At 72.0% G+C, this 23,109-nt stretch carries 22 protein-coding genes; 5 read left to right on the top strand and 17 right to left on the bottom strand.

The window, feature by feature from the left end:
- Positions 1 to 37 precede the first annotated feature (37 nt).
- The 3 genes from deoC to QOL15_RS08360 all read left to right on the top strand — a co-directional run bounded on the left by deoC (position 38) and on the right by QOL15_RS08360 (position 2,567).
- On the top strand, positions 38 to 784 hold the full coding sequence (deoC, locus tag QOL15_RS08370) for a deoxyribose-phosphate aldolase (protein WP_065962255.1): 747 nt from the start codon (positions 38 to 40) through the stop codon (positions 782 to 784).
- 163 nt (positions 785 to 947) lie between these two features.
- Positions 948 to 1,931, top strand: coding sequence for an ROK family protein (locus QOL15_RS08365; protein ID WP_071247114.1), 984 nt, complete (start codon positions 948 to 950; stop codon positions 1,929 to 1,931).
- Positions 1,932 to 2,006: 75 nt separating this feature from the next.
- On the top strand, positions 2,007 to 2,567 hold the full coding sequence (locus QOL15_RS08360) for a type IV toxin-antitoxin system AbiEi family antitoxin (protein WP_175473021.1): 561 nt from the start codon (positions 2,007 to 2,009) through the stop codon (positions 2,565 to 2,567).
- Between the two features lie 151 nt (positions 2,568 to 2,718).
- Here QOL15_RS08360 and QOL15_RS08355 read toward each other — a convergent pair whose 3' ends face one another.
- From QOL15_RS08355 to QOL15_RS08290, 14 genes are all read right to left on the bottom strand, one after another.
- Positions 2,719 to 5,073, bottom strand: coding sequence for a bifunctional (p)ppGpp synthetase/guanosine-3',5'-bis(diphosphate) 3'-pyrophosphohydrolase (locus QOL15_RS08355; RefSeq protein ID WP_253181636.1), 2,355 nt, complete (start codon positions 5,071 to 5,073; stop codon positions 2,719 to 2,721).
- 57 nt (positions 5,074 to 5,130) lie between these two features.
- Positions 5,131 to 5,499, bottom strand: a complete 369-nt coding sequence (locus QOL15_RS08350; RefSeq protein WP_071247118.1) for a rhodanese-like domain-containing protein — start codon at positions 5,497 to 5,499, stop codon at positions 5,131 to 5,133.
- A complete protein-coding gene (secF, locus tag QOL15_RS08345; protein ID WP_071247120.1) occupies positions 5,499 to 6,503 on the bottom strand; it encodes a protein translocase subunit SecF in 1,005 nt (334 codons plus the stop codon). The genes QOL15_RS08350 and secF overlap by 1 nt, the downstream gene beginning before the upstream one ends.
- Positions 6,503 to 8,251: a protein translocase subunit SecD gene (gene secD, locus QOL15_RS08340; protein ID WP_071247122.1), complete on the bottom strand. Its 1,749-nt coding sequence runs from the start codon at positions 8,249 to 8,251 to the stop codon at positions 6,503 to 6,505. Before secD ends, secF begins: the two co-directional genes overlap by 1 nt.
- Positions 8,252 to 8,341: 90 nt before the next feature.
- Positions 8,342 to 8,761, bottom strand: a complete 420-nt coding sequence (gene yajC, locus QOL15_RS08335) for a preprotein translocase subunit YajC (RefSeq protein ID WP_065962270.1) — start codon at positions 8,759 to 8,761, stop codon at positions 8,342 to 8,344.
- 127 nt (positions 8,762 to 8,888) lie between these two features.
- Positions 8,889 to 9,920, bottom strand: a complete 1,032-nt coding sequence (ruvB, locus tag QOL15_RS08330) for a Holliday junction branch migration DNA helicase RuvB (RefSeq protein WP_071247124.1) — start codon at positions 9,918 to 9,920, stop codon at positions 8,889 to 8,891.
- Positions 9,917 to 10,540: a Holliday junction branch migration protein RuvA gene (ruvA, locus tag QOL15_RS08325; RefSeq protein ID WP_071247130.1), complete on the bottom strand. Its 624-nt coding sequence runs from the start codon at positions 10,538 to 10,540 to the stop codon at positions 9,917 to 9,919. The genes ruvB and ruvA overlap by 4 nt, the downstream gene beginning before the upstream one ends.
- Positions 10,541 to 10,690: 150 nt before the next feature.
- Positions 10,691 to 11,335, bottom strand: coding sequence for a crossover junction endodeoxyribonuclease RuvC (gene ruvC, locus QOL15_RS08320; protein WP_065962278.1), 645 nt, complete (start codon positions 11,333 to 11,335; stop codon positions 10,691 to 10,693).
- Between the two features lie 4 nt (positions 11,336 to 11,339).
- Positions 11,340 to 12,104: a YebC/PmpR family DNA-binding transcriptional regulator gene (locus tag QOL15_RS08315; protein WP_065962279.1), complete on the bottom strand. Its 765-nt coding sequence runs from the start codon at positions 12,102 to 12,104 to the stop codon at positions 11,340 to 11,342.
- Positions 12,105 to 12,184: 80 nt separating this feature from the next.
- Entirely contained in the window at positions 12,185 to 12,778 is a 594-nt protein-coding gene (gene pdxT, locus QOL15_RS08310) for a pyridoxal 5'-phosphate synthase glutaminase subunit PdxT (RefSeq protein WP_139197467.1), read from the bottom strand.
- Complete coding sequence (pdxS, locus tag QOL15_RS08305) at positions 12,775 to 13,701, bottom strand: pyridoxal 5'-phosphate synthase lyase subunit PdxS (RefSeq protein WP_065962284.1); 927 nt, start codon at positions 13,699 to 13,701, stop codon at positions 12,775 to 12,777. Before pdxS ends, pdxT begins: the two co-directional genes overlap by 4 nt.
- Before the next feature lie 12 nt (positions 13,702 to 13,713).
- On the bottom strand, positions 13,714 to 14,409 hold the full coding sequence (locus QOL15_RS08300) for an HIT domain-containing protein (protein WP_083230224.1): 696 nt from the start codon (positions 14,407 to 14,409) through the stop codon (positions 13,714 to 13,716).
- A complete protein-coding gene (thrS, locus tag QOL15_RS08295) occupies positions 14,409 to 16,430 on the bottom strand; it encodes a threonine--tRNA ligase (protein ID WP_175473834.1) in 2,022 nt (673 codons plus the stop codon). Before thrS ends, QOL15_RS08300 begins: the two co-directional genes overlap by 1 nt.
- Positions 16,431 to 16,483: 53 nt before the next feature.
- The gene (locus QOL15_RS08290; protein WP_065962287.1) at positions 16,484 to 17,026 is read right to left on the bottom strand and encodes an adenine phosphoribosyltransferase; all 543 of its coding nucleotides are present in this window, start codon (positions 17,024 to 17,026) and stop codon (positions 16,484 to 16,486) included.
- Between the two features lie 149 nt (positions 17,027 to 17,175).
- On the opposite strand from QOL15_RS08290, the gene QOL15_RS08285 reads away from it, so the two are divergent.
- Entirely contained in the window at positions 17,176 to 18,333 is a 1,158-nt protein-coding gene (locus QOL15_RS08285) for a glycoside hydrolase family 6 protein (protein ID WP_083393973.1), read from the top strand.
- A 236-nt stretch (positions 18,334 to 18,569) separates the two neighbouring features.
- Here the strand turns inward: QOL15_RS08285 and QOL15_RS08280 are convergent, their stop codons facing one another.
- From QOL15_RS08280 to ybaK, 3 genes are all read right to left on the bottom strand, one after another.
- Positions 18,570 to 18,806 (bottom strand): hypothetical protein, encoded by a 237-nt coding sequence (locus QOL15_RS08280; protein WP_071247136.1) that lies wholly within the window; start codon positions 18,804 to 18,806, stop codon positions 18,570 to 18,572.
- 724 nt (positions 18,807 to 19,530) lie between these two features.
- Positions 19,531 to 22,128, bottom strand: coding sequence for an ATP-dependent Clp protease ATP-binding subunit (locus QOL15_RS08275; RefSeq protein ID WP_071247138.1), 2,598 nt, complete (start codon positions 22,126 to 22,128; stop codon positions 19,531 to 19,533).
- A gap of 96 nt (positions 22,129 to 22,224) precedes the next feature.
- Positions 22,225 to 22,710: a Cys-tRNA(Pro) deacylase gene (gene ybaK / locus QOL15_RS08270; RefSeq protein WP_065962293.1), complete on the bottom strand. Its 486-nt coding sequence runs from the start codon at positions 22,708 to 22,710 to the stop codon at positions 22,225 to 22,227.
- 67 nt (positions 22,711 to 22,777) lie between these two features.
- On the opposite strand from ybaK, the gene QOL15_RS08265 reads away from it, so the two are divergent.
- The gene (locus QOL15_RS08265) at positions 22,778 to 23,068 is read left to right on the top strand and encodes a hypothetical protein (protein WP_065963684.1); all 291 of its coding nucleotides are present in this window, start codon (positions 22,778 to 22,780) and stop codon (positions 23,066 to 23,068) included.
- Positions 23,069 to 23,109: the final 41 nt, after the last annotated feature.

The following is a 23,109-nucleotide window of genomic DNA, read 5'->3' as shown; positions in this document are numbered from 1 at the left end:
GCACGGTACGCGCGCCGCCTCCGGGTAGGCTTGCCGGGTGGACAACGCAGCCTCCCCCGCCGGTCCGGTCGCCCTCGACGCCGATGCCGTCCGTGCCCTCATCGACCACGCGATCCTCAAGCCCGAGCTGACCCGCGACGACGTCGACGCGCAGCTCGACGAGGCCGCGGCGCACCGCGTGTTCAGCGTGTGCGTCCGTCCGAGCGACGTCGCGCACGCGGTCGAACGCCTCCGCGGCACCGGCGTCGGCGTCGGGACGGTCATCGGCTTCCCGCACGGCACGACGACCACCGCGACCAAGGTCGCCGAGTCGCTGCAGGCACTCGCCGACGGCGCGTTCGAGCTCGACATGGTGCAGGACATCGGCGCCGCCCGCTCCGGTGACTGGGCCCGCGTCGAGCAGGACGTCCGCGCGGTCGTCGACGCCGCCGGTGACACCGTCGTCAAGGTGATCCTCGAGACCGCGTTCCTCACCGACGACGAGGTCGTCGCCGCCTGCCGTGCCGCGCAGTCGGCCGGTGCCGCGTTCGTGAAGACCTCGACGGGCTTCGCCGGCGGCGGCGCGACCGTCGAGCACATCCGCCTCATGCGCGAGACCGTCGGGCCCGACACGGGCGTCAAGGCCTCCGGCGGTGTCCGCGGCCTCGACACCCTGCTCGCGATGGTCGAGGCGGGTGCGGACCGCATCGGCACGAGCGCGTCGGCACGCATCCTCGACGAGGTCGCCCACCGCGCCGCGACGGGCACCGCGTCGACCGCGGGCGACGACACGTCGTCCTACTGACGTCGACCCGCCCACCCGGCACAGCCGGGTGGGCGGGACACCCTGCTCCCGTCCGCACCTGCGATCGAGAGCACCCACCACCACCGGACCGAGCCGTGCCGGACGCGACGAACGTCACCGAGCCGGGCCGGGCCTCCCGTCCATCCGCCGCATCGGAGCGCGCATGACCACCACCTCGTCCCCGGAACCGGCGACCACCGGTCCGACCACCGCCGGCGCACGCCTGGCCCTCGCCGTCGACCTGGGCGGCACGAAGGTCGAGGCGGCCCTCGTCTCCGACGACGGCGTCGTCCTGCCGGCCACGCGCTTCCGCAGCCCGACCGGGCCCGGCCGGACCTCGGAGGAGCTGCAGGCCGCAGTCGACCAGGTCGTCACGAGCGCCCTCGCGGCGCTGCCCGCGGACGCCGAACTGGTCGGTGTCGGCGTCGGCTCGGCGGGACCGGTCGACGAGCAGCACGGCCTGGTGTCGCCGCTCAACATGCCCGTCTGGCGCGGTTACCCGCTGCGCGACCGTGTCGCCGCGCACGTGCCGGCCGGTGTGCCGGTGACGCTCCGCATGGACGGCCTCGCGATCACGCTCGCCGAGCACTGGGTCGGCGCCGCGCAGGGCCACGACCACGTGATGGGCATGATCGTCTCGACCGGTGTCGGCGGCGGGCTGATCCTGCACGGCCGCACCGTGAGCGGGCCCACCGGCAACGCCGGGCACATCGGGCACGTCGAGTGCGGCGGGTACGACGACCCGTGCGCCTGCGGTGGGACCGGCTGCCTCGAGGCCGTCGCGAGCGGCCCGAAGACCGTCGCCTGGGCCCGACGCCAGGGCTTCACCGGGACCACGGGCGAGGAGCTCGCGGCTGCGTACGCCGCCGACGACGAGGTCGCGGTCGCAGCCGTCCGGCGCAGTGGTCGGGCGCTCGGACAGGCCATCGCGTCCGCCGCGAGCCTGGTCGACCTCGAGGTCGTCGCGATCGGCGGCGGGTTCTCGCACGTCAGCCCCGACCTGTTCGCGTACGCCCGCGAGGCGGTCGCCGAGCGCGTCGAGTTCGGGTTCGTGACGAAGGTGCAGATCGTGCCGACCGGGCTGTCGCAGGACGGGCCGCTCATCGGTGCAGCCGCGCTCGTGCACCGGGCCGACGTGCTGCGCTGAGCCGAGGCACCGGCGGTGCTCGGTCGCTCTCCACAGGGGGTGCAGCCGACGGGCATGGTCGGGCAGGATGAGCGGGTGTCGTCGCCCCGCCTCGTGACCAGCGACGACTGGCCGGTCGCCGAGCTGCACGCGGCGGTCCTCGCCGGGGAGCTCGTCGCGGTGGGGCCGTGCTGGGCCTCCCCCGCCGAGCCCCAGGACCCTGCCCTCCGAGCCGCTGCGCACGGCTGGCGTCTGCCGGACCCGCGGCTCGTCGCGAGCGGGCGCAGTGCCGCCTGGATCTGGGGCGCGTGCTCGCGGGCACCCGAGCCCCTCGAGGTCAGCCTGCCGTCGCGCGTCCGCGTGCCGGTGGACCCGGACGTGCGCCTGCGCGAGGTCCGACTCCCGCCGACCGACGTCGTCCGGTTCGGGACGGTCGCCGTCACCACACCGTTGCGCACGGCGGTCGACCTGCTCCGGGTGCAGGACGGCTTCGACGACGCGTCCGCCGGTGCGGTGCACGGCCTGCTGGTGACCGGCACGGTCGACGAGGACGCCGTGCACGCGGCGCTCGACGCGCTCGGTACCGTCCCGATGGTGCGCCAGGCCGCGCGACGGCTCCGGACCCTGACCGGCCGAGCCGGACCGACCCGGTCCTGACCGGCAGGTCAGCCCGACCGGTGTGGTGGGGCACAGCGGCTCGCCGACCCGGAGGGCTCGGCCGCACGACGACCCGGAGGCTCGGCCGCACGACGACCCGGAGGCTCAGCCCGCGCTGACCCGGAGGCTCAGCCCGCGCTGACCCGGAGGTTCAGCCCGCGCTGACCCGGTACACGTCGTAGACGGCGTCGATGCGGCGCACCGCGTTGAGGACCCGGTCGAGGTGCGTCGTGTCGCCCATCTCGAACACGAACCGGCTCAGCGCGAGCCGGTCGGACGAGGTCGAGACCGTGGCCGACAGGATGTTCACGTGGTGGTCGGTCAGGACCCGCGTGACGTCGCTGAGCAGACCGGAACGGTCGAGCGCCTCGATCTGGATCTGCACGAGGAACACCGACTTGGACGACGGGGCCCACTCGACCTCGATCATCCGGTCCGGCTCGTTCATGAGCGACTTCACGTTCGTGCACGACGCCTGGTGCACCGACACGCCCTGGCCGCGGGTGATGAACCCGACGATCTGGTCGCCCGGCACCGGGGTGCAGCACTTCGCGAGCTTGACGAGGATGTCCGGCGCACCGCGGACCAGCACGCCGCTGTCGCTGTTGCGCAGCTGCCGGCTCGTGACCTGCCGGGGGAAGGCGAGCTCGGACTCGTCCGTCTCGGTCTCGGTCTGCACGTTGCCGAGCACCTTCTCGATGACCGACTGGGTCGAGACGTGTCCCTCGCCGATCGCCGCGTACAGCGCCGAGACGTCGTCGTAGCGCATCGACGACGCGACCTCGGAGATGGAGTCCTGGCTCATGATCCGCTGCAACGGGAGGTTCTGCTTGCGCATCGCCCGCGCGATCGCGTCACGACCCTGCTCGATGGCTTCCTCGCGGCGCTCCTTCGTGAACCACTGCTTGATCTTGTTCCGGGCCCGGGGGCTCCGGACGAAGGTCAGCCAGTCCTGGCTCGGCCCGGAGTCGGGGTTCTTCGACGTGAAGATCTCGACGACGTCACCGCTGGAGAGCTGGCTCTCGAGCGGCACCAGGCGGCCGTTGACCTTCGCACCCATCGTGCGGTGCCCGATCTCGGTGTGCACGGCGTAGGCGAAGTCGACCGGGGTGGCACCTGCGGGGAGCCCGATGACCTTGCCCTGGGGCGTGAAGACGTACGTCTCCTTCGCACCGATCTCGTACCGCAGCGAGTCGAGGAACTCCCCCGGGTCGCTCGTCTCGGCCTGCCAGTCGGTGATGTGGGCGAGCCACGCCATGTCCTGGTCGTCGGTGCTCGTCGTGTCGACGTCGCGGCCCTGCGCCCGCTGCTTGTACTTCCAGTGCGCCGCGACACCGAACTCGGCTCGCTGGTGCATCTCGTGCGTGCGGATCTGGATCTCGACCGCGCGCCCCTGCGGCCCGAGGACCGTGGTGTGCAGCGACTGGTACAGGTTGAACTTCGGGGTCGCGATGTAGTCCTTGAAGCGACCGGGCAGCGGGGTCCACCGCGCGTGCACCGAACCGAGCATCGCGTAGCAGTCGCGCACGGTCGGCACGAGGACGCGGATGCCGACCAGGTCGTAGATCTCGTCGAACTCGCGCCCGCGCACGATCATCTTCTGGTAGATCGAGTAGTACTGCTTCGGTCGGCCCATCACGTCGCCGCGGATCTTCGACGACTTGAGGTCCTTCTTGAGCGTGCCGATGACGTTCTGCACGAACTGCTCGCGCTTCGGCTGCCGTTCCTTGACCAGGCTGTCGATCTCGACGTAGAGCTTCGGGTGCAGGACCGCGAACGACAGATCCTCGAGCTCCAGCTTGATCATCTGGATGCCGAGCCGGTGCGCGAGGGGCGCGTAGATCTCGAGCGTCTCCTTGGCCTTGCGCGTGGCCGAGGCGGACTCGACGAAGCCCCAGGTCCGGGCGTTGTGCAGCCGGTCGGCGAGCTTGATGACGAGGACGCGGATGTCCTTCGACATCGCGATGACCATCTTGCGGACGGTCTCGGCCTGCGCGCTGTCGCCGTACTTGACCTTGTCGAGCTTCGTGACGCCGTCGACGAGCATCGCGATCTCGTCGCCGAAGTCGGCGCGCAGCTGGTCGAGCTGGTAGTCGGTGTCCTCGACCGTGTCGTGGAGGAGTGCCGCCGCGATCGTGATCGTGCCGATGCCGAGGTCCGCGAGGATCTGCGCGACCGCCACCGGGTGGGTGATGTAGGGCTCACCTGACTTGCGCTTCTGCCCGTCGTGGGCGCGCTCGGCGACCGAGTACGCCCGCTCGATGAGCGTGACGTCGGCCTTGGGGTGGTGCGAACGGACCGTGCGGATCAGCGTGTCGACCGCGCCCGCGGGCTGCGCACGCGAGAACAGACGCGGCAGGAGGGACCGGAGCGAGCCGATGTTCCCCGTCGTGTTCGGTCCGAGCGGACTCGACGGGCGCGGGGCCGAGCCGGGACGACTGGCGTCCTGACCACCGGCTCGTTGCGCAGGACCGCCCTGGGGCGTGGACTCACGGGTGTCCGTCATGAAGCGCCTCCAGCGACCGGTTTCCGGGTACGGTCCAGCAAGACTACGCGCGTCCGGTCAGTGCTCGTGACGCGGTTCGCCGTGGGCGTCGGTGTGCTCCACCTGGCCACCGTGCACGACCGGCTGGCCCGCCTGCTCCCACGCGACCATGCCGCCCGTCAGGTTCACGGCCGGCACACCCGACTGCTCGAGTGCCGCGACGACCCGGGCCGAGCGGGCGCCGGAGTGGCAGACCACGATCGCGGGCTGGTCACCCCCGTCGATCTCCTGCCAGCGCCCGACGAGCTCGGACATCGGCACGAGGGTGGCCTCCGGCGCGTGCACCGCGTCCCACTCCCCCTGCTCGCGGACGTCGAACAGCCGTGCACCGGCGTCGATGCGACGACGCGCCTCGGCGACGTCGACGTCCTGGACCTCGACCGCCATCAGACGGCCTCGGCGGTCGCGTCGACCTCGCGCTGCCGCTTGGCGGCGGCCTGGCGCTTCTTCTCGTCGGCCTGCTTCACCTTGGGCTCGTTCTCGCGCAGGTGCGCGTACATCGGCGACGCGATGAAGATCGTCGAGTAGGTGCCGACGATGATGCCGATGAACAGCGCGAGCGAGATGTCCCGCAGCGTGCCGGCACCGAGCACGTACGACCCGATGAAGAGGATCGCCGCGACGGGCAGCAGCGCCACCACGGAGGTGTTGATGGAGCGCACGAGCGTCTGGTTCACCGCGAGGTTGACCGACTGCGTGAACGTCCGGTGCGACTCCTGCGACGTGTTCTCGCGCACCTTGTCGAAGACCACGACGGTGTCGTAGAGCGAGTACCCGAGGATCGTCAGGAAGCCGATGACGGCGGCCGGGGTGACCTCGAGGCCAACGATGCCGTAGACGCCCGCGGTGATGAGCAGGTCGTGCAGGAGCGCCACCATCGCCGAGAGCGACATCTTCCAGGTGCGGAAGTACAGCGCCATGACGACCGCGGCCAGTGCCAGGAAGATCACGAGACCGCGGATGGCCTGTGCGAGCACGTCGGCACCCCACGTCGCCCCGATGTAGGTGGAGGCGACCTGGTCGTCGGAGACGTCGTACGCCTTCGCCAGGGCGTCCTGGACGTCGCTCGTCTGACGGTCGGTCAGCTGCTCGGTCTGGACGCGGATGCCGTCCTGGCCGACCTGCGAGACGCGCGGGATGCCCTCGGGGACGATCGACTCGACCGTGCGGGTCGCGATCGACTGGTCGAGGTCCTTCGCGTTCGAGATCGTGAACTCCGAACCACCGGTGAACTCGATGCCGAGCTGGTAGCCGCCGCGGAGCCACGGCACCGCGAGCGAGACGACGATCGCGATGATCGCGACGAGGTACCAGGTCTTGCGCCGGCCGACGATGTCGTACGAGCGCTTGCCCGTGTAGAGGTCGCTGCCGAACTGGCTGAAGCTGGCCATCAGTCGTCCTTCCCGTCCGTGGTCGAGCCGGTGGTGCCCGCGTTCTGCTGCGCCTTGCGCTCGGCGATGGTCTGGCGACGCTGCGCCTCGCCCGCGCTCCGCTGCCGCTTGCCGTCGACGACGGGGGCGCGGAACTGCGCGCGACCGCGGTAGACGGCGCCGAGCGCGGCCGGGTCGAGCCCGCTGAACCGGTGTCCTTCGCCGAAGAACCGGCTGCGGGCGATGAGCTGCATCATCGGGTGGGTGAAGAGCACGACCACGACGACGTCGATCAGGGTCGTCAGCAGCAGGGTGAAGGCGAAGCCCTTCACGTCGCTGACCGCCAGGACGTAGAGCACGACCGCGGCGAGGAAGTTGATCGAGTCCGACGCGAGGATCGTGCGGAGGGCGCGCTTCCACCCGGCCTCGACGGCGCTCTCGAGCCCGCGTCCGTCGCGCAGTTCGTCACGGATGCGTTCGAAGTAGACGATGAACGAGTCCGCGGTGATGCCGATGGCCACGATGAGGCCGGCCACACCCGCGAGCGACAGTCGGTAGTCGACGCGCCACGACATGATCGCGATGACGAGGTAGGTCAGCGCGGCGGCGACGCCGAGCGACAGGACGGTGACGAACGCGAGCGCCCGGTACTGGATGACCGAGTAGATGATCACCAGGATCAGGCCGATCAGGCCGGCGACGAGGCCGCCGATCAGCTGCGCGGTCCCGAGCGTCGCCGAGATGTTCTCGTTCGACTGCACCTGGAAGTTGATCGGCAGCGCGCCGTACTTCAGCTGGTCGGCCAGGGTCTTCGCGGACTCGGCGGTGAAGTTGCCGGTGATCTGCGCCTTGCCGTTGGTGATCGCGGCGTTCGTCGCCGGCGCGGTGATGACCGTCCCGTCGAGGACGATCGCGAACTGGTTCTGCGGGGACTGCAGCTTGACGAGACGGTTCGTGACGCTGCTGAAGTCCTTCGAGCCGTCGCCGTTGAACGTCAGGTTCACGGCCCACTGGCCCGTGGTCGCACCCTGCGAGTCCTGGGCGAGGCCCGAGGTCGCGTTGCTGATGTCCGCGCCGGAGACCTCGACCGGGCCGAGCACGAACTTCGCGGTGCCGTCGGCGTCACAGGTGACGAGCGGCTCGTCGTCGGGCGCGGTGGTGACGTCGCCCGGCGCCTTGCAGTCGTAGTTCGTGTACAGGTCCTGCAGGCGCGGCGTGATCTGGTTCAGGTCGCTCGCGTCGGTCGGCTTCGCGCTCGGCGTCGCGGGCAGCGAGGCCGGCGGGGTGTAGGGCGTCGGCGACGCGGTTGCGGAGTCACCGCCGACGGCGGCGTTCGTCGCGGCCGAGGTGGTGAGCACCGGACGGAAGGTCAGCTTCGCCGCCGCCTCGATCCGGTCGATCGTCGCCTTGTCCGGCTTGCCCGGGATGGACACGACGATGTTGTTCGTGCCCTGCGTGTTGATCTGGGACTCGGAGACACCCGTCGCGTTGATGCGCTGGCGGATGATGTTGACCGCCTGGTTCAGCTGCTGCGAGGTGACCGAGCCGCCCTCGGTGTTCTGCGCCGCGAGGGTGAGCTGCGTGCCGCCCTGCAGGTCGAGCGCCAGTTCCGGCACCCAGCTCGCACCGGCGAACCACTTGCCCGTGTCGTCCTTGGTGTTGGCGGCCAGCACCGACGCCGCGGTGTTGAGGCCTGCGAGGGCCGCCATGATGATCACCAACCAGGTGAGCGAACGCAGCGCCTTCTTGACGGGTGTCGATCGTGCCACCGGTCGTCTCGTCTTTCTGTCAGGACCGACGGCGACGCCGGCGGCAGAGGTGAGGCCACCGGGTCCCGAGGGACCCGGTGGCCCGGGGTGTCAGTCTTCGGTCTTGCGCTTGGTCACGTCGGGGTCGACCGGCTCGACCCGCTCGCCGAACTCCGGCTCGACGCGGCGGTCGGTGTCGTCCTTGCCGAGGTCGAGCACCGGGGCAGCGGCCGCGGTGTCGGTGACGACAGGGGTCTCCTCGACGTCGGAGGCGTTGTCGTCCACCACGCGCGAGAGCGTCTGGCGGTGGACGGTCACGACGGTGCCCGGGGCGATCTCGACGTCGGCGGTGACCTTCTCGTCGTCGACGGAGAGCAGCGTGCCGTACAGGCCGAAGGACAGCATGACGCGGGCACCCGGCTGCATCTTCGTCTGCAGCTCGGACTGCTGCTTCTTGCGCTTGCGCGAGCTGTAGAACATGAAGGCTGCGAACGCGACGATGATGACGATGAGGAAGATGGATTGGTCCATGGGGGCGTTGCCTTCTCTGGTTGCTCGACTTCGGGCCGTAGCAGTCTAGGGCACGGGTCGGCGGGCGGTCCTGCACGGTGCTGTCGCGCGGGGTGTCCGCTGGGCGGTACACAACATACCACGCGGTCTAGTCGTCGATGGGGAGTCCTGGTTGCGCAGCGGCACCCGCGCCCGGCGTGAGGCCGAAGTGCCGCCAGGCCTGCGGCGTGGCGATGCGCCCGCGCGGGGTCCTCGTGACGAGGCCGACGCGGACGAGGAACGGCTCGACGACCGACTCGATCGTCTCGGACTCCTCGCCCACCGAGACCGCGAGGGTGTTCAGGCCGACCGGGCCGCCGTCGAACCGGGTGAGCATCGTCTCGACCACGGCGCGGTCGAGACGGTCCAGGCCGAGTTCGTCGACGTCGTAGAGGTCGAGCGCACCCTGCACCGCCGCCATCCCGTCGGACGTGCGGTGCACGAGGGCGAAGTCCCGGACGCGCCGCAGCAGGCGGTTCGCGATGCGCGGCGTCCCGCGGGAGCGGCCCGCGATCTCCCGCAGGGCGGTCCGGTCGATCTGCAGGTCGAGCAGGTGCGCCGCCCGGATGAGGACCTGCTCGAGTTCGCCCTTCTCGTAGAACTCGAGGTGGGCGGTGAAGCCGAAGCGGTCGCGCAGCGGGTTCGGCAGCAAGCCCGCCCGCGTCGTGGCGCCGACGAGGGTGAACGGGGCGAGGTCGAGCGGGATGCTCGTCGCGCCGGCACCCTTGCCCACCATGACGTCGATGCGGAAGTCCTCCATCGCGAGGTAGAGCATCTCCTCCGCCGATCGCGCCATGCGGTGGATCTCGTCGATGAACAGGACCTCGCCGGGGACCAGGGACGACAGCACCGCGGCGAGGTCGCCGGCGTGCTGGATCGCCGGGCCGCTCGACATGCGCAGCGGGCGACCGGACTCGTGGGCGACGATCATCGCGAGCGTCGTCTTGCCGAGGCCGGGCGGACCGGCCATCAGGATGTGGTCGGGCGTGCGCTCCTGCATCGCTGCGGCCTTGAGCAGCAGGTCGAGCTGCCCGCGGACCTTGCGCTGCCCGACGAACTCGTCGAGGGACTTCGGGCGGAGCGCGCCCTCGAAGGCGAGTTCCTCCTGGGACTCGGCACCGGCGGACGTGATGCCGCTCACCGGCCCGCACCCGTCGGGCGGAGGGTGCCGAGCGCGGCACGGAGGAGCGACTGCGTGCCCATGGCTGCGGCGCCGGGGTCGTTTGCGACGACCGCGTCGACGGCGGACTGCGCGGCGTCCTCGCGCCAGCCGAGGCCGATGAGCGCCGACACGACGTCGAGCGCGGCCGGGTGCGCACCGGCGGCACCCGCGACGGGCGCACCGGCGGGGGCCCGCTCGAACGCGACGAGCTTGCCGGCCAGGGCGACCGTGATGAGCTTCGCGGTCTTCGGACCGATGCCGGACACCTTGCGGAAGGCCGCGTCGTCCTCGTTCGCGACGGCGTTCGCGACCTGGGACGGGTCGAGGTGCGCCAGGACGCCCATCGCCGACTTCGGTCCGACGCCGGACACGCTCCGGAGCAGGTCGAACACCTGGAGCGCATCGGTCGACTCGAACCCGAAGAGCAGGTGCTCGTCCTCGCGCACGATCATCGCGGTGCGCAGGAACACCTCGGAACCCTGGCGCATGGTCAGGGCGTGGGCCGGGGTGACGGTGACGGCGTAGCCCACTCCCCCGGCCTCGACCACCACGGCCGATCCGGCGACGTCGATGCAGGTGCCCCGGAGACTCGCGATCATGCCCACGAGCCTAGGGCCGCCCACCGACGGCACCGGACCGCCGCGCGGCGACGGGCACGCCTGCCCGGCTGCGGTCGACCCGGCCAGCAGCGCGCCGACGGAGGCGCTCGGACGGGCAGCGGTGGACCAGGCCGGCCACGACGCGTCGGATCAGGCCTGGCGGGCGGCCGCGCGACGCGCGGCGGCTGCCCCGTTCGGGCGCGCGGCGGCCGCCGCGGCACGCGCGAGCGGCGAGTCCGCGGTCCCGCCGTTCTGCGCCTCGCGCCACGCGCGTTGCGCCGGGGTGAGCGTCGCCGGACCGGGGCCGACCCGGTCGGGCGATCCGAGCCTCCAGGCATGGCACACGGCCAGGGCGAGCGCGTCCGCGGCGTCGGCGGGCTTCGGGGCCTCGTCGAGACCGAGCACCCGCGCGATCATCGTCTGGACCTGCCGCTTGTCGGCGTTGCCGTACCCCGTGACCGCGGCCTTCACCTCGGAGGGGGTGTGCAGCCCGACGGGCAGCCCGCGCGCCGCGGCGGCGTGCAGGGCGAGCCCGGCGGCCTGCGCCGTCCCCATCACGGTCCGGACGTTCGCCTGCGCGAACACCCGCTCGACCGCGACGGCGTCCGGACGGTGCTCGTCGATCTCGGCGGCGATGCCGTCGGCGATGCGGAGCAGGCGCTGCTCGAGCGCCATGTCAGCCGGCGTGCGCACGACCGTGACGTGCACGAGCCGGGCGCGCCGGTTCGGTGCGACCTCGACCACGCCGACGCCGCACCGGGTCAGCCCGGGGTCGACCCCGAGCACCCGGAGCATCTGCCTAGTCCTCGTCCTCGTCGAGCTCGGCCTGGACGTCCGCGGGGATGTCGAAGTTCGCGTAGACGTTCTGCACGTCGTCGCTGTCCTCGAGCGCGTCGATCAGCTTGAAGACCTTGCGCGCGGTGTCGGCGTCGATCGGGACCTTGAGCCCCGGCACGAACTCGGCGTCGGCCGAGTCGTAGTCGATGCCGGCCTCCTGCAGCGCGGTGCGGGCCGCCACGAGGTCGGACGCCTCGGTGATGACCTCGAAGCCGCCGCCCTGGTCGATGACGTCCTCGACACCCGCGTCGAGCACGGCCGTCATGACGGTGTCCTCGTCGAGGCCGTCGACCTTCGACACCGAGATGACGCCCTTGCGGGAGAAGTTGTACGCGACGCTGCCCGGGTCGGCCATGGTGCCGCCGTTGCGCGACATCGCCGTGCGGACCTCAGCCGCGGCACGGTTCTTGTTGTCCGTGAGGCACTCGACGAGCATCGCGACGCCGTTCGGGCCGTAGCCCTCGTACATGATCGTCGTGTACTCGATCGACTCACCGGTCAGGCCGGCGCCGCGCTTGATGGCGCGGTCGATGTTGTCGTTCGGCACCGAGGTCTTCTTGGCCTTCTGGACCGCGTCGACCAGGGTCGGGTTGCCCGACAGGTCGGCACCGCCCATCTTGGCCGCGACCTCGATGTTCTTGATGAGCTTGGCGAACGACTTGGCACGACGGCTGTCGATGACGGCCTTCTTGTGCTTGGTCGTTGCCCACTTGGAATGCCCGGACACGGTGCTCCTTGCGTCTAGCGGAAGATCCGCACCAGTCTACCGGCCGGGAGGCGCGGATCGCCGCCGCCCCGCGGGTCGCGTCAGGCCGACGCGACCATCGCCAGGAAGCGGCGGTGGAAGCGGTCCTCGCCCGCGACCTCCGGGTGGAACGCGCTCGCGAGCACGTTGCCCTGCTGCACGGCGACGACCTGCCCGTCGGCGAGGGCACCGAGGACCTCGACGCCCGCGCCGTGCTGCTCCACCACGGGGGCCCGGATGAAGACCGCGTGCACCGGGGCCTCACCGAGCGCCGGCATCGGGATGTCGGTCTCGAAGGAGTCGTTCTGGCTGCCGAACGCGTTCCGCCGCACGGTGGTGTCGAGCACGTCGAGCGTCTGCTGCCCGGGGATGCCCGCGGCGATCCGCGACGAGAGCATGATCATGCCCGCGCACGTGCCGTACGTCGGCAGCCCGGCGCGGACCGCGGCCGACAGGGGCTCGGCCACGCCGAACGCCCGCGAGAGCTTGTCCATGACGCTCGACTCGCCGCCGGGGATCACGACACCGTCGAGGGTGTCGATTTCTTCCGGGCGGCGGAGCGGCACGACGTCCGCGCCGAGTTCGGTCAGCGAGGCGATGTGCTCGCGGAAGTCACCCTGCAGCGCCAGGACCCCGATGCGGGGTCGGGCGCTCACCAGCCGCGCTCGGCGAGACGGTGCGGGGCGGGGACGTCGGCGACGTTGATGCCGACCATCGCCTCGCCGAGCCCGCGGGACACCTCGGCGATGACCTTGGGGTCGTCGTGGAAGGTCACGGCCTTGACGATCGCGGCGGCACGCGCGGCGGGGTCGCCCGACTTGAAGATGCCCGAGCCCACGAACACGCCGTCGGCACCGAGCTGCATCATCATCGCGGCGTCGGCCGGGGTGGCCACGCCACCGGCGGTGAAGAGCACGACCGGGAGCTTGCCGGTCTGGGCGACCTCCTTGACGACGTCGAACGGCGCCTGGAGCTCCTTGGCGGCGACGTAGAGCTCGTCCTCCTTGAGGTACCGCAGCGCCGCGATCTCCTTCGAGATGGTGCGGATGTGCTTGGTCGCCTCGGAGACGTCACCGGTGCCGGCCTCGCCCTTGGAGCGGATCATCGCGGCGCCCTCGGTGATGCGACGGAGCGCCTCGCCCAGGTTGGTGGCACCGCAGACGAAGGGGGTGGTGAAGTTCCACTTGTCGATGTGGTTGACGTAGTCGGCCGGCGACAGCACCTCGGACTCGTCGATGTAGTCGACGCCGAGCTCCTGCAGCACCTGCGCCTCGACGAAGTGGCCGATGCGGGCCTTCGCCATGACCGGGATCGACACCGCGGCGATGATCTCCTCGATCATCGACGGGTCGGACATGCGGGCGACGCCGCCCTGCGCGCGGATGTCGGCGGGCACGCGCTCGAGGGCCATGACGGCGGTCGCGCCGGCCTCTTCCGCGATGCGCGCCTGCTCGGCGTCGATGACGTCCATGATGACGCCGCCCTTGAGCATCTCGGCGAGGCCGCGCTTGACGCGGTCGGAGCCGGTGATCGAGGTGCCGTTGCCGTTGGTGCCCGAGGTGCTGGTGCTGTCGCTCATGATGCCGACAGTCTAGTCCGCAGCGGGCCAGCCCTCCGCGACGAGACGGCGGGTGTCCCCCAACAGCTGGGACATCGACTTCGTGCGGGCGATGATCGGGAAGAAGTTCGCGTCCGAGGCCCACCGCGGCACGACGTGCTGGTGCAGGTGCGCGGCCACACCGGCGCCGGCGACCTCGCCCTGGTTCATGCCGATGTTGAAGCCGTCGCAGTGCGAGACCTCGCGGAGGACGCGCATCGCGGTCTGGGTCAGCTCGCCCATCTCGCGGAGCTCGTCGGGGGTCGCCTCGTCGTAGAGCGGGACGTGGCGGTAGGGGCAGACCAGCAGGTGGCCGTTGTTGTACGGGAAGAGGTTGAGCAGCACGTACGCGTGCTCGCCGCGGGCGACGATCAGGCCGTCCTCGTCGGACTTCCCCGGTGCCTCGCAGAACGGGCAGTCGTCCTCGTGCCCGCGCCCCTTGCCCTCGCGACCGGCGTCGATGTACGCCATCCGGTGCGGGTTCCAGAGGCGCTGGAAGGCGTCCGGCACCGCGGCGCCGGTGGCGGCGTCACGGATGACCAGCGGGTCGTCCGCGGACCCGGTGCCGGCGGCCCCGGGGCGGACCGCGTCCGTCGCGCCGGGCGCAGCCGCGGCCCCGGCGCCGGCCGCGTCGACGACGTGACCGGTCCCGGGGACCTCGGGCGAGCCTCCCGGCTGCTCGGCGACCATCAGACCCGCGCGCGGTCGCGGATCGCGGTGGTGATGCGCTCGACCGCCTCGTCGACGGGCACGCCGTTGTCCTGGCGGCCGTCGCGGAACCGGAACGAGACCGCCCCGGCGTCGCGGTCGTCGCCACCGGCGATGAGCTGGAACGGCACCTTCGCCTTGGTGTGCGTGCGGATCTTCTTCTGCATGCGGTCGTCCGAGTGGTCGACCTCGGCACGGACCCCGTGCGCGCGGAGCTTCGCGACGACCTCGTCGAGGTAGTCGCCGTACTCGGCGGCGACCGGGATCGCGACGACCTGGACCGGCGACAGCCAGGCCGGGAAGGCGCCCGCGTAGTGCTCGGTCAGGACGCCGAAGAACCGCTCGATCGAGCCGAACAGGGCGCGGTGGATCATCACCGGGCGCTTCCGGGAGCCGTCCGGCGCCGTGTACTCGAGCTCGAAGCGCTCGGGCAGGTTGAAGTCGAGCTGCACGGTGGACATCTGCCAGGTGCGGCCGATGGCGTCGCGCGCCTGGACGGAGATCTTCGGGCCGTAGAACGCGGCACCCGCGGGGTCCGGGACGAGCTCGAGCCCGGACTCCTCGGCGACCTCGCGCAGGGTGTTCGTCGCGATGTCCCAGACGTCGTCGTCGCCGACGTACTTCTCGGGGTCCTTCGTGGACAGCTCGAGGTAGAAGTCGTCGAGGCCGTAGTCGCGGAGCAGCGAGAGCACGAACTCGAGGGTCGTGGTCAGCTCCTCCTTCATCTTCTCCTGGGTGGTGAAGATGTGGGCGTCGTCCTGGGTCATGCCGCGGACGCGCGTCAGGCCGTGGATGACGCCGGACTTCTCGTTGCGGTACACGGTGCCGAACTCGAACATCCGCAGCGGCAGGTCCCGGTACGACCGGGCCTGCGAGCGGTACGCCAGGATGTGCATCGGGCAGTTCATCGGCTTGAGGTAGTAGTCCGCGCCCTGCCGGGTGACGTTGCCGTCCTCGTCGCGCGCCTCGTCCATGTGCATGGCCGGGAACATGCCGTCCTTGTACCAGCCGAGGTGCCCGGACTGCTCGAACAGGTCGCCCTTGGTGATGTGCGGCGTGTAGACGAAGGAGTAGCCCTCCTGCTCGTGCCGACGGCGCGAGTAGTCCTCCATCTCGCGGCGGATGATGCCGCCCTTCGGGTGGAAGATCGCCAGCCCGGAGCCGATCTCGTCGGGGAACGAGAACAGGTCGAGCTCGGCGCCGAGCTTGCGGTGGTCGCGCTTGGCGGCCTCCTCGAGGCGCACGAGGTACGCCTTGAGCTGGTCCTTGTCCGGCCAGGCGGTGCCGTAGACGCGCTGCAGCTGCGGGTTCTTCTCGGAGCCGCGCCAGTACGCCGCGGCGACGCGCATGAGCTTCGAGGCGTTGCCGATCCAGCGGGTGTGCGGGACGTGCGGCCCGCGGCAGAGGTCCTGCCAGACGACCTCGCCGGTCTTCGGGTCGACGTTCTCGTACACGGTCAGCTCGCCGGCGCCGACCTCGACGCTCTCGCCCGAGTCACCCTCGGCAGCGGCGCCCTTGAGCCCGATGAGCTCCTGCTTGTACGGCTCCCCAGTCATGAGCTCGCGGGCCTCGTCGTCCGTGACGACCTTGCGCCGGAAGCGCTGAGCCTGCTTGACGATGCGGTCCATGCCCTTCTCGATCGCCTTGAGGTCGTCCGGGGTGAACGGCTCGGCGACGTCGAAGTCGTAGTAGTAGCCGTCGGTGACGGGCGGGCCGATGCCGAGCTTCGCGTCGGGGTTGATCTGCTGCACGGCCTGCGCGAGCACGTGCGCGGCCGAGTGGCGGAGGATGTCGAGGCCGTCCTGCTCGTCGAGCGTCACCGGCTCGGCGGTCTCGCCCGCCTGCACGTCGGCGGCGAGGTCCTTGAGCACGCCGTCGACGCGGATCGCCACCACGCCGCGGACGCCGGCGAAGAGCTCGGTGCCCGTCGTGGTCGTCGTCGCGGTGCGGGGCTCGGGTGCCTGGGGAAGGTCTGCGGGCGCGGGTGCGACTGACTCGGTCACGATCGTGGTGCTCCTCGGTTGGATCAGGGGTGGGTCAAGACTAGTGCGCGGCCTCAGGCGGGGACGCGTCCGAGCGTGGTCACGGGCAGGCGCGGCTCCAGGCGCTCCCGACCCGCCAGCCCGTCGAGCTCGAGCAGCGACGCGAACCCGATCGCCTCGTACCCGGCGCGCTCGAGCAGCGTGATCGTCGCCGCACCGGTCCCACCCGTGGCGAGGACGTCGTCGACGACGAGCACCCGGGTGCCCTGGGGCAGCTGCCCGGGGCGGAGCTCGAGTTCGGCCTCGCCGTACTCGAGCGCGTACTGCTCACTGAGCACCTCGCCGGGGAGCTTGCCGGCCTTGCGGACGGTCAGGACGCCGACCTGGTGCTGCGCGGCGATCCCGCCGGCCAGGGCGAACCCGCGTGCCTCGATGCCCGCGACGGCCGAGAACCCGGCACCGATCGCGAACGGGGCGGCGAGGGCCTCGCAGACGCGGCCGAAGGCGACCGGGTCGGAGAAGACCGGCGTCACGTCGCGGAACAGGATCCCCGGCTTCGGGAAGTCCGGGACGATCGCGGTGAGTCGTTCGACGAGGGCAGCAGCGGTTTCGGTCACCGCACAACGGTAGTCGACCGTGCCCGCACCACGCCGCCGCGGAGCCGTCAACCCCCTCCTTCTGGTGCTCGACCCGGCACGGGAGCAGGAGTTCCCATGGTCGGCACCGGGACCGCGTGCGCAGGGCACACGCCCGGTCGGGAGGAACCGTGCACCACCACAGGACCACCATCCCGGGCAGGGCCGGCTCCCACGGGACGACGACCAGGACGACGACCCCGGGCAGGGCCGGGCGCCGGGCAGCCGTCGTCACCGCCGCGGCCCTCCTGACCGGGGCGGTCGTGCTCACCGGCGCACCGGCGATCGCCGCACCGAGCGGGAGCACCGCCGCGCGCACGTCCGCCGTGGTCCCCCGCGGGTCGACCAGCACCACCGCGAGCACGACCGCCGTCGCCCGACCCCCGGTCACGCCGGGCACACTCCGCACCGCTCCCCCCGTCGAGGTCTTCGCGGGCGGCCCGACGCTGCAACCCGACGCGCAGGCCGGGGTCGCCGCCACCCGGCTCGCCGCCGAGGGCCGCACGACCGAGGCCGCCGCCGCCCGCACGATCGCCGCGCAGCCGGTCGCGACCTGGCTCGGCGACTGGCTCCGGGGCGACCTGCTCGACCGCGTCGTCGCGCGCAACCTCGCCGCCGCCGAGGCGTCCGGCACCACCCCCGTCTTCGTCACCTACGCGGTGCCGAACCGCGACTGCGGCGGGTTCTCGGCCGGGGGCCTGACCGCCGTCGACTACACCGCGTGGAACGAGCGCATCGCCGGGATGCTCCGCGGGCACCGGGCGGTGGTGCTCGTCGAGCCGGACTCGCTCTCGCACCTGCCGACCTGCCGCTCGGAGGACGCCACGCGCCCGGCACTCCTCGCGGCCGCGGTCGACGCGTTCGCCGCGGCCGGGGTGCCCGCCTACCTCGACGGCGGCAACGAGAACTGGAACAAGCCCGCCGTGCAGGCCGACCTGCTGCAGCGCGCCGGCATCGACCGCGCGCGCGGGTTCTTCACGAACGTGTCGAACTTCTACGCCCTCGAGGGCGAGCAGGCCTACGCCGAGCGCCTCAGCGCGCTGACCGGTGGCTCCCGCTACGTCGTCGACGTGTCGCGGAACGGCCGGGGCTGGCTCGGCACGTGGTGCAACCCGCCCGGCGCCGGGCTCGGGCAGACCCCGCGCGTGGCGAACGGGACGACCGGGCTCGACGCCCTGCTGTGGGTCAAGACCCCGGGCCTGAGCGACGGCACCTGCAACGGCGGCCCGGCGGCGGGCACCTGGTTCGCGTCGTACGCGGTCGCGCTGGTCGCGAACCGCGCGGGCTGACGCCGGCCGGGAGGCGCGCCCCACCTCCCTGCGCCCCCACCGCCCGCCGCGTGGGCGGCGCACCGCCGCGGGCTCGCCGGGCGCGCGAGCGCCGCTCGGCACCCGGCCCGAGCGGCTCGGGTGCGCGTCGCACAACGGGGAGCACCTCGCGCCACGGCGATGCGTGGCGCGAGGTGCTCCCCGTTGTGCAGATGGTCCGGCAGCGGAGCGCCCCCGGCGTCGGGCGACCGGGCCGGTCAGCGCCACATGCGCATCGCGGCGCCGCGGACGAGCAGGTCGAGCTCGCGCTCGCGCCGCTCGCGCTCCAGGCGCTGCCGGGTCGCGTGGTCGACGGACGGCCGCACGCGGCGGGTCCGACGACTCCAGATGATGAGCGACATGCCGACGCGCAGGGCGATGCGGTCGGCCAGGGACACGCGCCGCACGGCTGCAGCGGTGTCGGGCGGACGGGTGGACGTGGTCTTCGACGACACGGTGGTTCCCCTTCAGGGAGTGGTGCCCGAGAACGGGCGGTACGGAGGGTGCGGCGGAGCGCCGGCGCGGACGCCCGGCGGTCGGGCATCACGAGGACCCGGTCGACCGGCGCCACGGAAGAACCCGTCGGGAGGACAGTCCGACAAGCCCGGAGAACGGGCACGACACCACGTCCGGGAATGCGGACGGGAATGTCGGAACAATGCACGGACGGTGCATTCCGCAACGGTTCCGGATCGGAACGGGAGCGGTGTGGTGGAATGCCGCTGGACGAGCGCCGCACCGGCACGGGTACCCCCGCCGGGCGCAGCCGACACCGTCGCGACCACGCCGACACGGTCGGCGGTCACGGGTGCGGATGGGCAGGGCCCGGCGACGCCTGGCAGGTCACCCCCGGAGGGCGGACCTCAGTGCAGACGTGCCGGAACGGCAGGTGTCGAGCGGTGCGGGACGCTCGCGGTCAGCGGACCCGGAGCGGGGTCCAGCTGGCTCCACGGAATCCACGGAACGGAGTCATCGCGGTGATCATCATGGTCAGCCCCCCTCTCGGTCTCGTGCTGACGCGGTGTGCTCGTGAACACTATCCACACCGGGAATGCATGCGCAACCCTTTCCTCGAAGAATCTCGGAATGCATTCCTGCGCACACGGGACGACCCCGGTACCGAGGTGGTACCGGGGTCGTTGCGATCGTGCACGGACCGGGGTCCGGGCGCGCCGTCACCTACCGCGTGGCGTGCTCCGCGACCCGCGCCGTGAGCGCGCCGTCCTCGACGTCGACCAGGACGATGTCGCCCTCCGCGACGGCGCCGTCGACCACCAGGGTCGCGATGCGGTCGTCCACCTCGCGCTGCACGAGGCGGCGGAGCGGTCGGGCACCGTACTCGGGCTCGTACCCGTGCTCGGCGAGCCAGTCGGCGGCCGCGTCGGTGACCGTCATCGTCATGCCCTGTGCGAGCAGGCGGAGGCCGGTCTCGTGCAGCAGCAGCGACACGATCGAGCGGAGCTGTCCGGGCTCGAGCTTGCGGAAGAGCACGACGTCGTCGATGCGGTTGATGAACTCCGGCCGCATCGCCTCGCGCAGCTTGCCCATCACCCGGGCGCGGAGGTCCTCCTCGGCGTACCCGTCGGCACCGGCCGCCGAGAACCCGAGCGCGCCGGACCGCGACGCGAGGAACTCCGACCCGATGTTCGACGTCATCACGACGACGGTGTTCCGGAAGTCCACCGTGCGGCCCTGCCCGTCGGTGAGCCGCCCGTCGTCGAGCACCTGCAGGAGCAGGTTGAAGACGTCCGGGTGGGCCTTCTCGACCTCGTCGAGCAGGATCACCGAGTACGGGTTCCGCCGGACGCGCTCGGTCAGCTGGCCGGCCTCGTCGTACCCGACGTACCCGGGAGGGGCACCGACGAGCCGCGACACCGTGTGACGCTCGCCGTACTCGCTCATGTCGAAGCGGAGCATCGCCGACTCGTCGCCGAACAGCGACGCGGCCAGGGCCTTCGCGAGCTCGGTCTTGCCGACACCGGTCGGGCCGAGGAACAGGAAGCTCCCGACCGGACGGCGCGGGTCGCCCATGCCGGTCCGGCTGCGCCGGACCGCGGTGGCGACGGCGCGCACGGCGTCGTCCTGGCCGACCACCCGCTCGTGCAGGTCGTCCTCGAGCGCGGCGAGCCGGGACCGGTCGCCCTGTGTCAGGCGCGTCGCCGGGATGCCGGTGGCGCGGGACACCACCTCGGCGACGTCGGCCTCCGTGATCGTGCGGTCACCGGCTGCCGGACGGGAGGCGCGGCTGACGTCACCCTGCGAGGCGGCGGTGATCCGCGCCTCCAGTCCGTCCACCTCGTCGCGCAGGCGCGACGCGTCCTCGTAGCGTTCCTCGGCGACCGCGGCGTCCTTGGCCGCCGTGAGCGCGGCGAGCTGCTCGCGCAGGGCCGCGACGTCGTCGTCGCCCGACAGGGCGAGCCGACGGCGTGCGCCCGCCTGGTCGACGAGGTCGATGGCCTTGTCGGGCAGGTGCCGGTCGGTGACGTAGCGGTGCGACAGCTCGACCGCGGCACGCAGGGCCTCCGGCGTGTACTCGACGTCGTGGTGCTCGGCGTAGCGCGGGGCGAGGCCGGTGAGGATCGCGACGGCGTCCTCGACGCTCGGCTCGCCGACGGTCACGGGCTGGAAGCGCCGTTCGAGGGCTGCGTCCTTCTCGATGCGGCGGTACTCGGCGAGGGTCGTCGCACCGACGAGGTGCAGGTCGCCACGGGCCAGGCGGGGCTTGAGGATGTTGCCGGCGTCCATCGAGCCGCCCTCGCCTCCACCGCCCGCGCCGACCACGGTGTGCAGTTCGTCGACGAACAGGACGAGCTCGTCGGCGTGCGCCGCGACCTCGTCCATGGCCGTCGTGAGGCGCTCCTCGAAGTCGCCGCGGTAGCGGGTGCCGGAGAGCATGGCGGCGAGGTCGAGGGCGACCACGCGCTTGCCGCGCAGCAGGCCGGGGACGTCGCCGTCGGCGATGCGCTGCGCGAGGCCCTCGACGATCGCGGTCTTGCCGACGCCGGGCTGCCCGATCAGCACGGGGTTGTTCTTGGTGCGACGGAGCAGGACCTCGACGGTCTGCTCGATCTCGGCGGCGCGGCCGATCACCGGGTCGATGCGGCCCTGCCGCGCGCGCTCGGTCAGGTCGGTCCCGAACCGGTCGAGCGTCGGGGTGTCGGACTGCTGCTGGTCGGTCTGCTGGTCGGACTCGGTGGTGCCGGGCATCGGGCGCCCCTCTCGTGCGGCCTCGGCCGCCTGCTGTGCGTACGACTGCAGGACCTGCGGCGTGACCCCGGCGCTCGCGAGGAGCTGACCGGTCACGGTGTCGTGGTCGGTGACGAGCGCGAAGAAGACGTGCTCGGGGTCGGTGTAGGTGCTGCCGAAGCCACGCGCGGCCTGGGCGGCCTCGAGCAGGATCCGCTGCGCGGTCGCGGTCAGCCCCGGACGCCCGGGAGCCGCGTCCTGGGACTCGCGGGCCATCGGCAGGCGCTGCTCGACCTCGGCGGCGAAGCGCTCCGGGTCGACGCCGGCGTGCTGCAGGACGGCGCCGAAGGGGTCGGTCCGGACGAGCACGTGCAGGACGTGGAGTGCGTCCACCTCGTGCTGGCCCTGGGCGACGGCGTACTCCGCGGCCTGCTGGAGCAGACCGTGGGTGCGGCGGCTGAGCAGCCGCGTGATGTCGACCGGTCGACCGAGCGGTACCGACCGCTGGCCGCCGGGCTGCTGGGCCGCGAGCAGGCGGGCGAGGAACGCGTCGAACGCGTCGCCGCCGGTCGGGCCGAACGTCTCTGGCAACGGGACCTCCTGGGGAACGTGAGTGCCTTCGACTCAGTGCAACGCAGGAGGGGTCGGCTCATTCCCGGGAGAGGGAAGAACTTGCGCCGGGGCGACTCAAGTCCGGGCGATCCGGGCAGTACGGGCGTCCGTGGCCCGGACGAGGTCGGCCGGGGTGAGCTCGATGTCGAACCCGCGACGGCCGCCCGAGACGAAGATGCTCGGGTAGTCCGCAGCCGACGCGTCGACGACCGTGCGCAGGGGCGTCTTCTGCCCGACGGGGCTGATCCCGCCGACGACGTACCCGGTGCGCTTCTCGGCGAGGGCGGGCAGCGCGAGGGACGCCTTCTTGCCGCCGAGCACCGCCGCGACGGCCTTGAGGTCGAGACGGTTCGCGACCGGGACCACGGCGACGGCGAGCTGCCCGTCGACCGAGACGACGAGGGTCTTGAAGACCTGCTCCTCGCGGAGGCCGAGCGCGGCGGCAGCCTCCTCGCCGAAGTTCGTCGCCGTCTCGTGGTGTTCGTACACGTGCGGCGTGAACGGGATCCCTGCCCGTTCGAGGGCGAGGGTCGCTGGGGTGCTCGGCGATCCTGCGGTCATGGTCCGATCCTGCCCGCCCGGACCCGCCCGCCGACCGAGCCACGCGGGGCGCTAGCCTGAACCCACCATGACCGTGATCGAGCCCCTGCTGCGCATCGTCGCCGCGCTGGTGCTCGGCGACCCCTCGATCGGCCCCGCGCCGCTCGTCGCCGTGGTCGCCGTCCTCGGGGTGACGGCCGTCGCGGTCGCCGTGCTCGTGGCGCACCTGCTCGCGGTCGCGTTCGGGTTCGACCTCGCCCCCCTGCACCCGCAGCGGGGCGACCGCGACGACGACCTGCCGACACGGATCGCGTGGAGTCACCCGGACGCCGACGGACACGTCCGCGCCCGGGCACCGGGAGTGTGCACGCCGGCCTGACCACCGCGGTGGTCGGGTCACGCCTGCCCGTCCCTCCACCG

It is taken from the genome of Curtobacterium sp. MCBA15_012, from assembly GCF_001864935.2.
GTDB lineage: Bacteria > Actinomycetota > Actinomycetes > Actinomycetales > Microbacteriaceae > Curtobacterium.
Note: the sequence above shows the minus strand (reverse complement) of the source record. Positions and strands in the feature narration are given on the sequence as shown.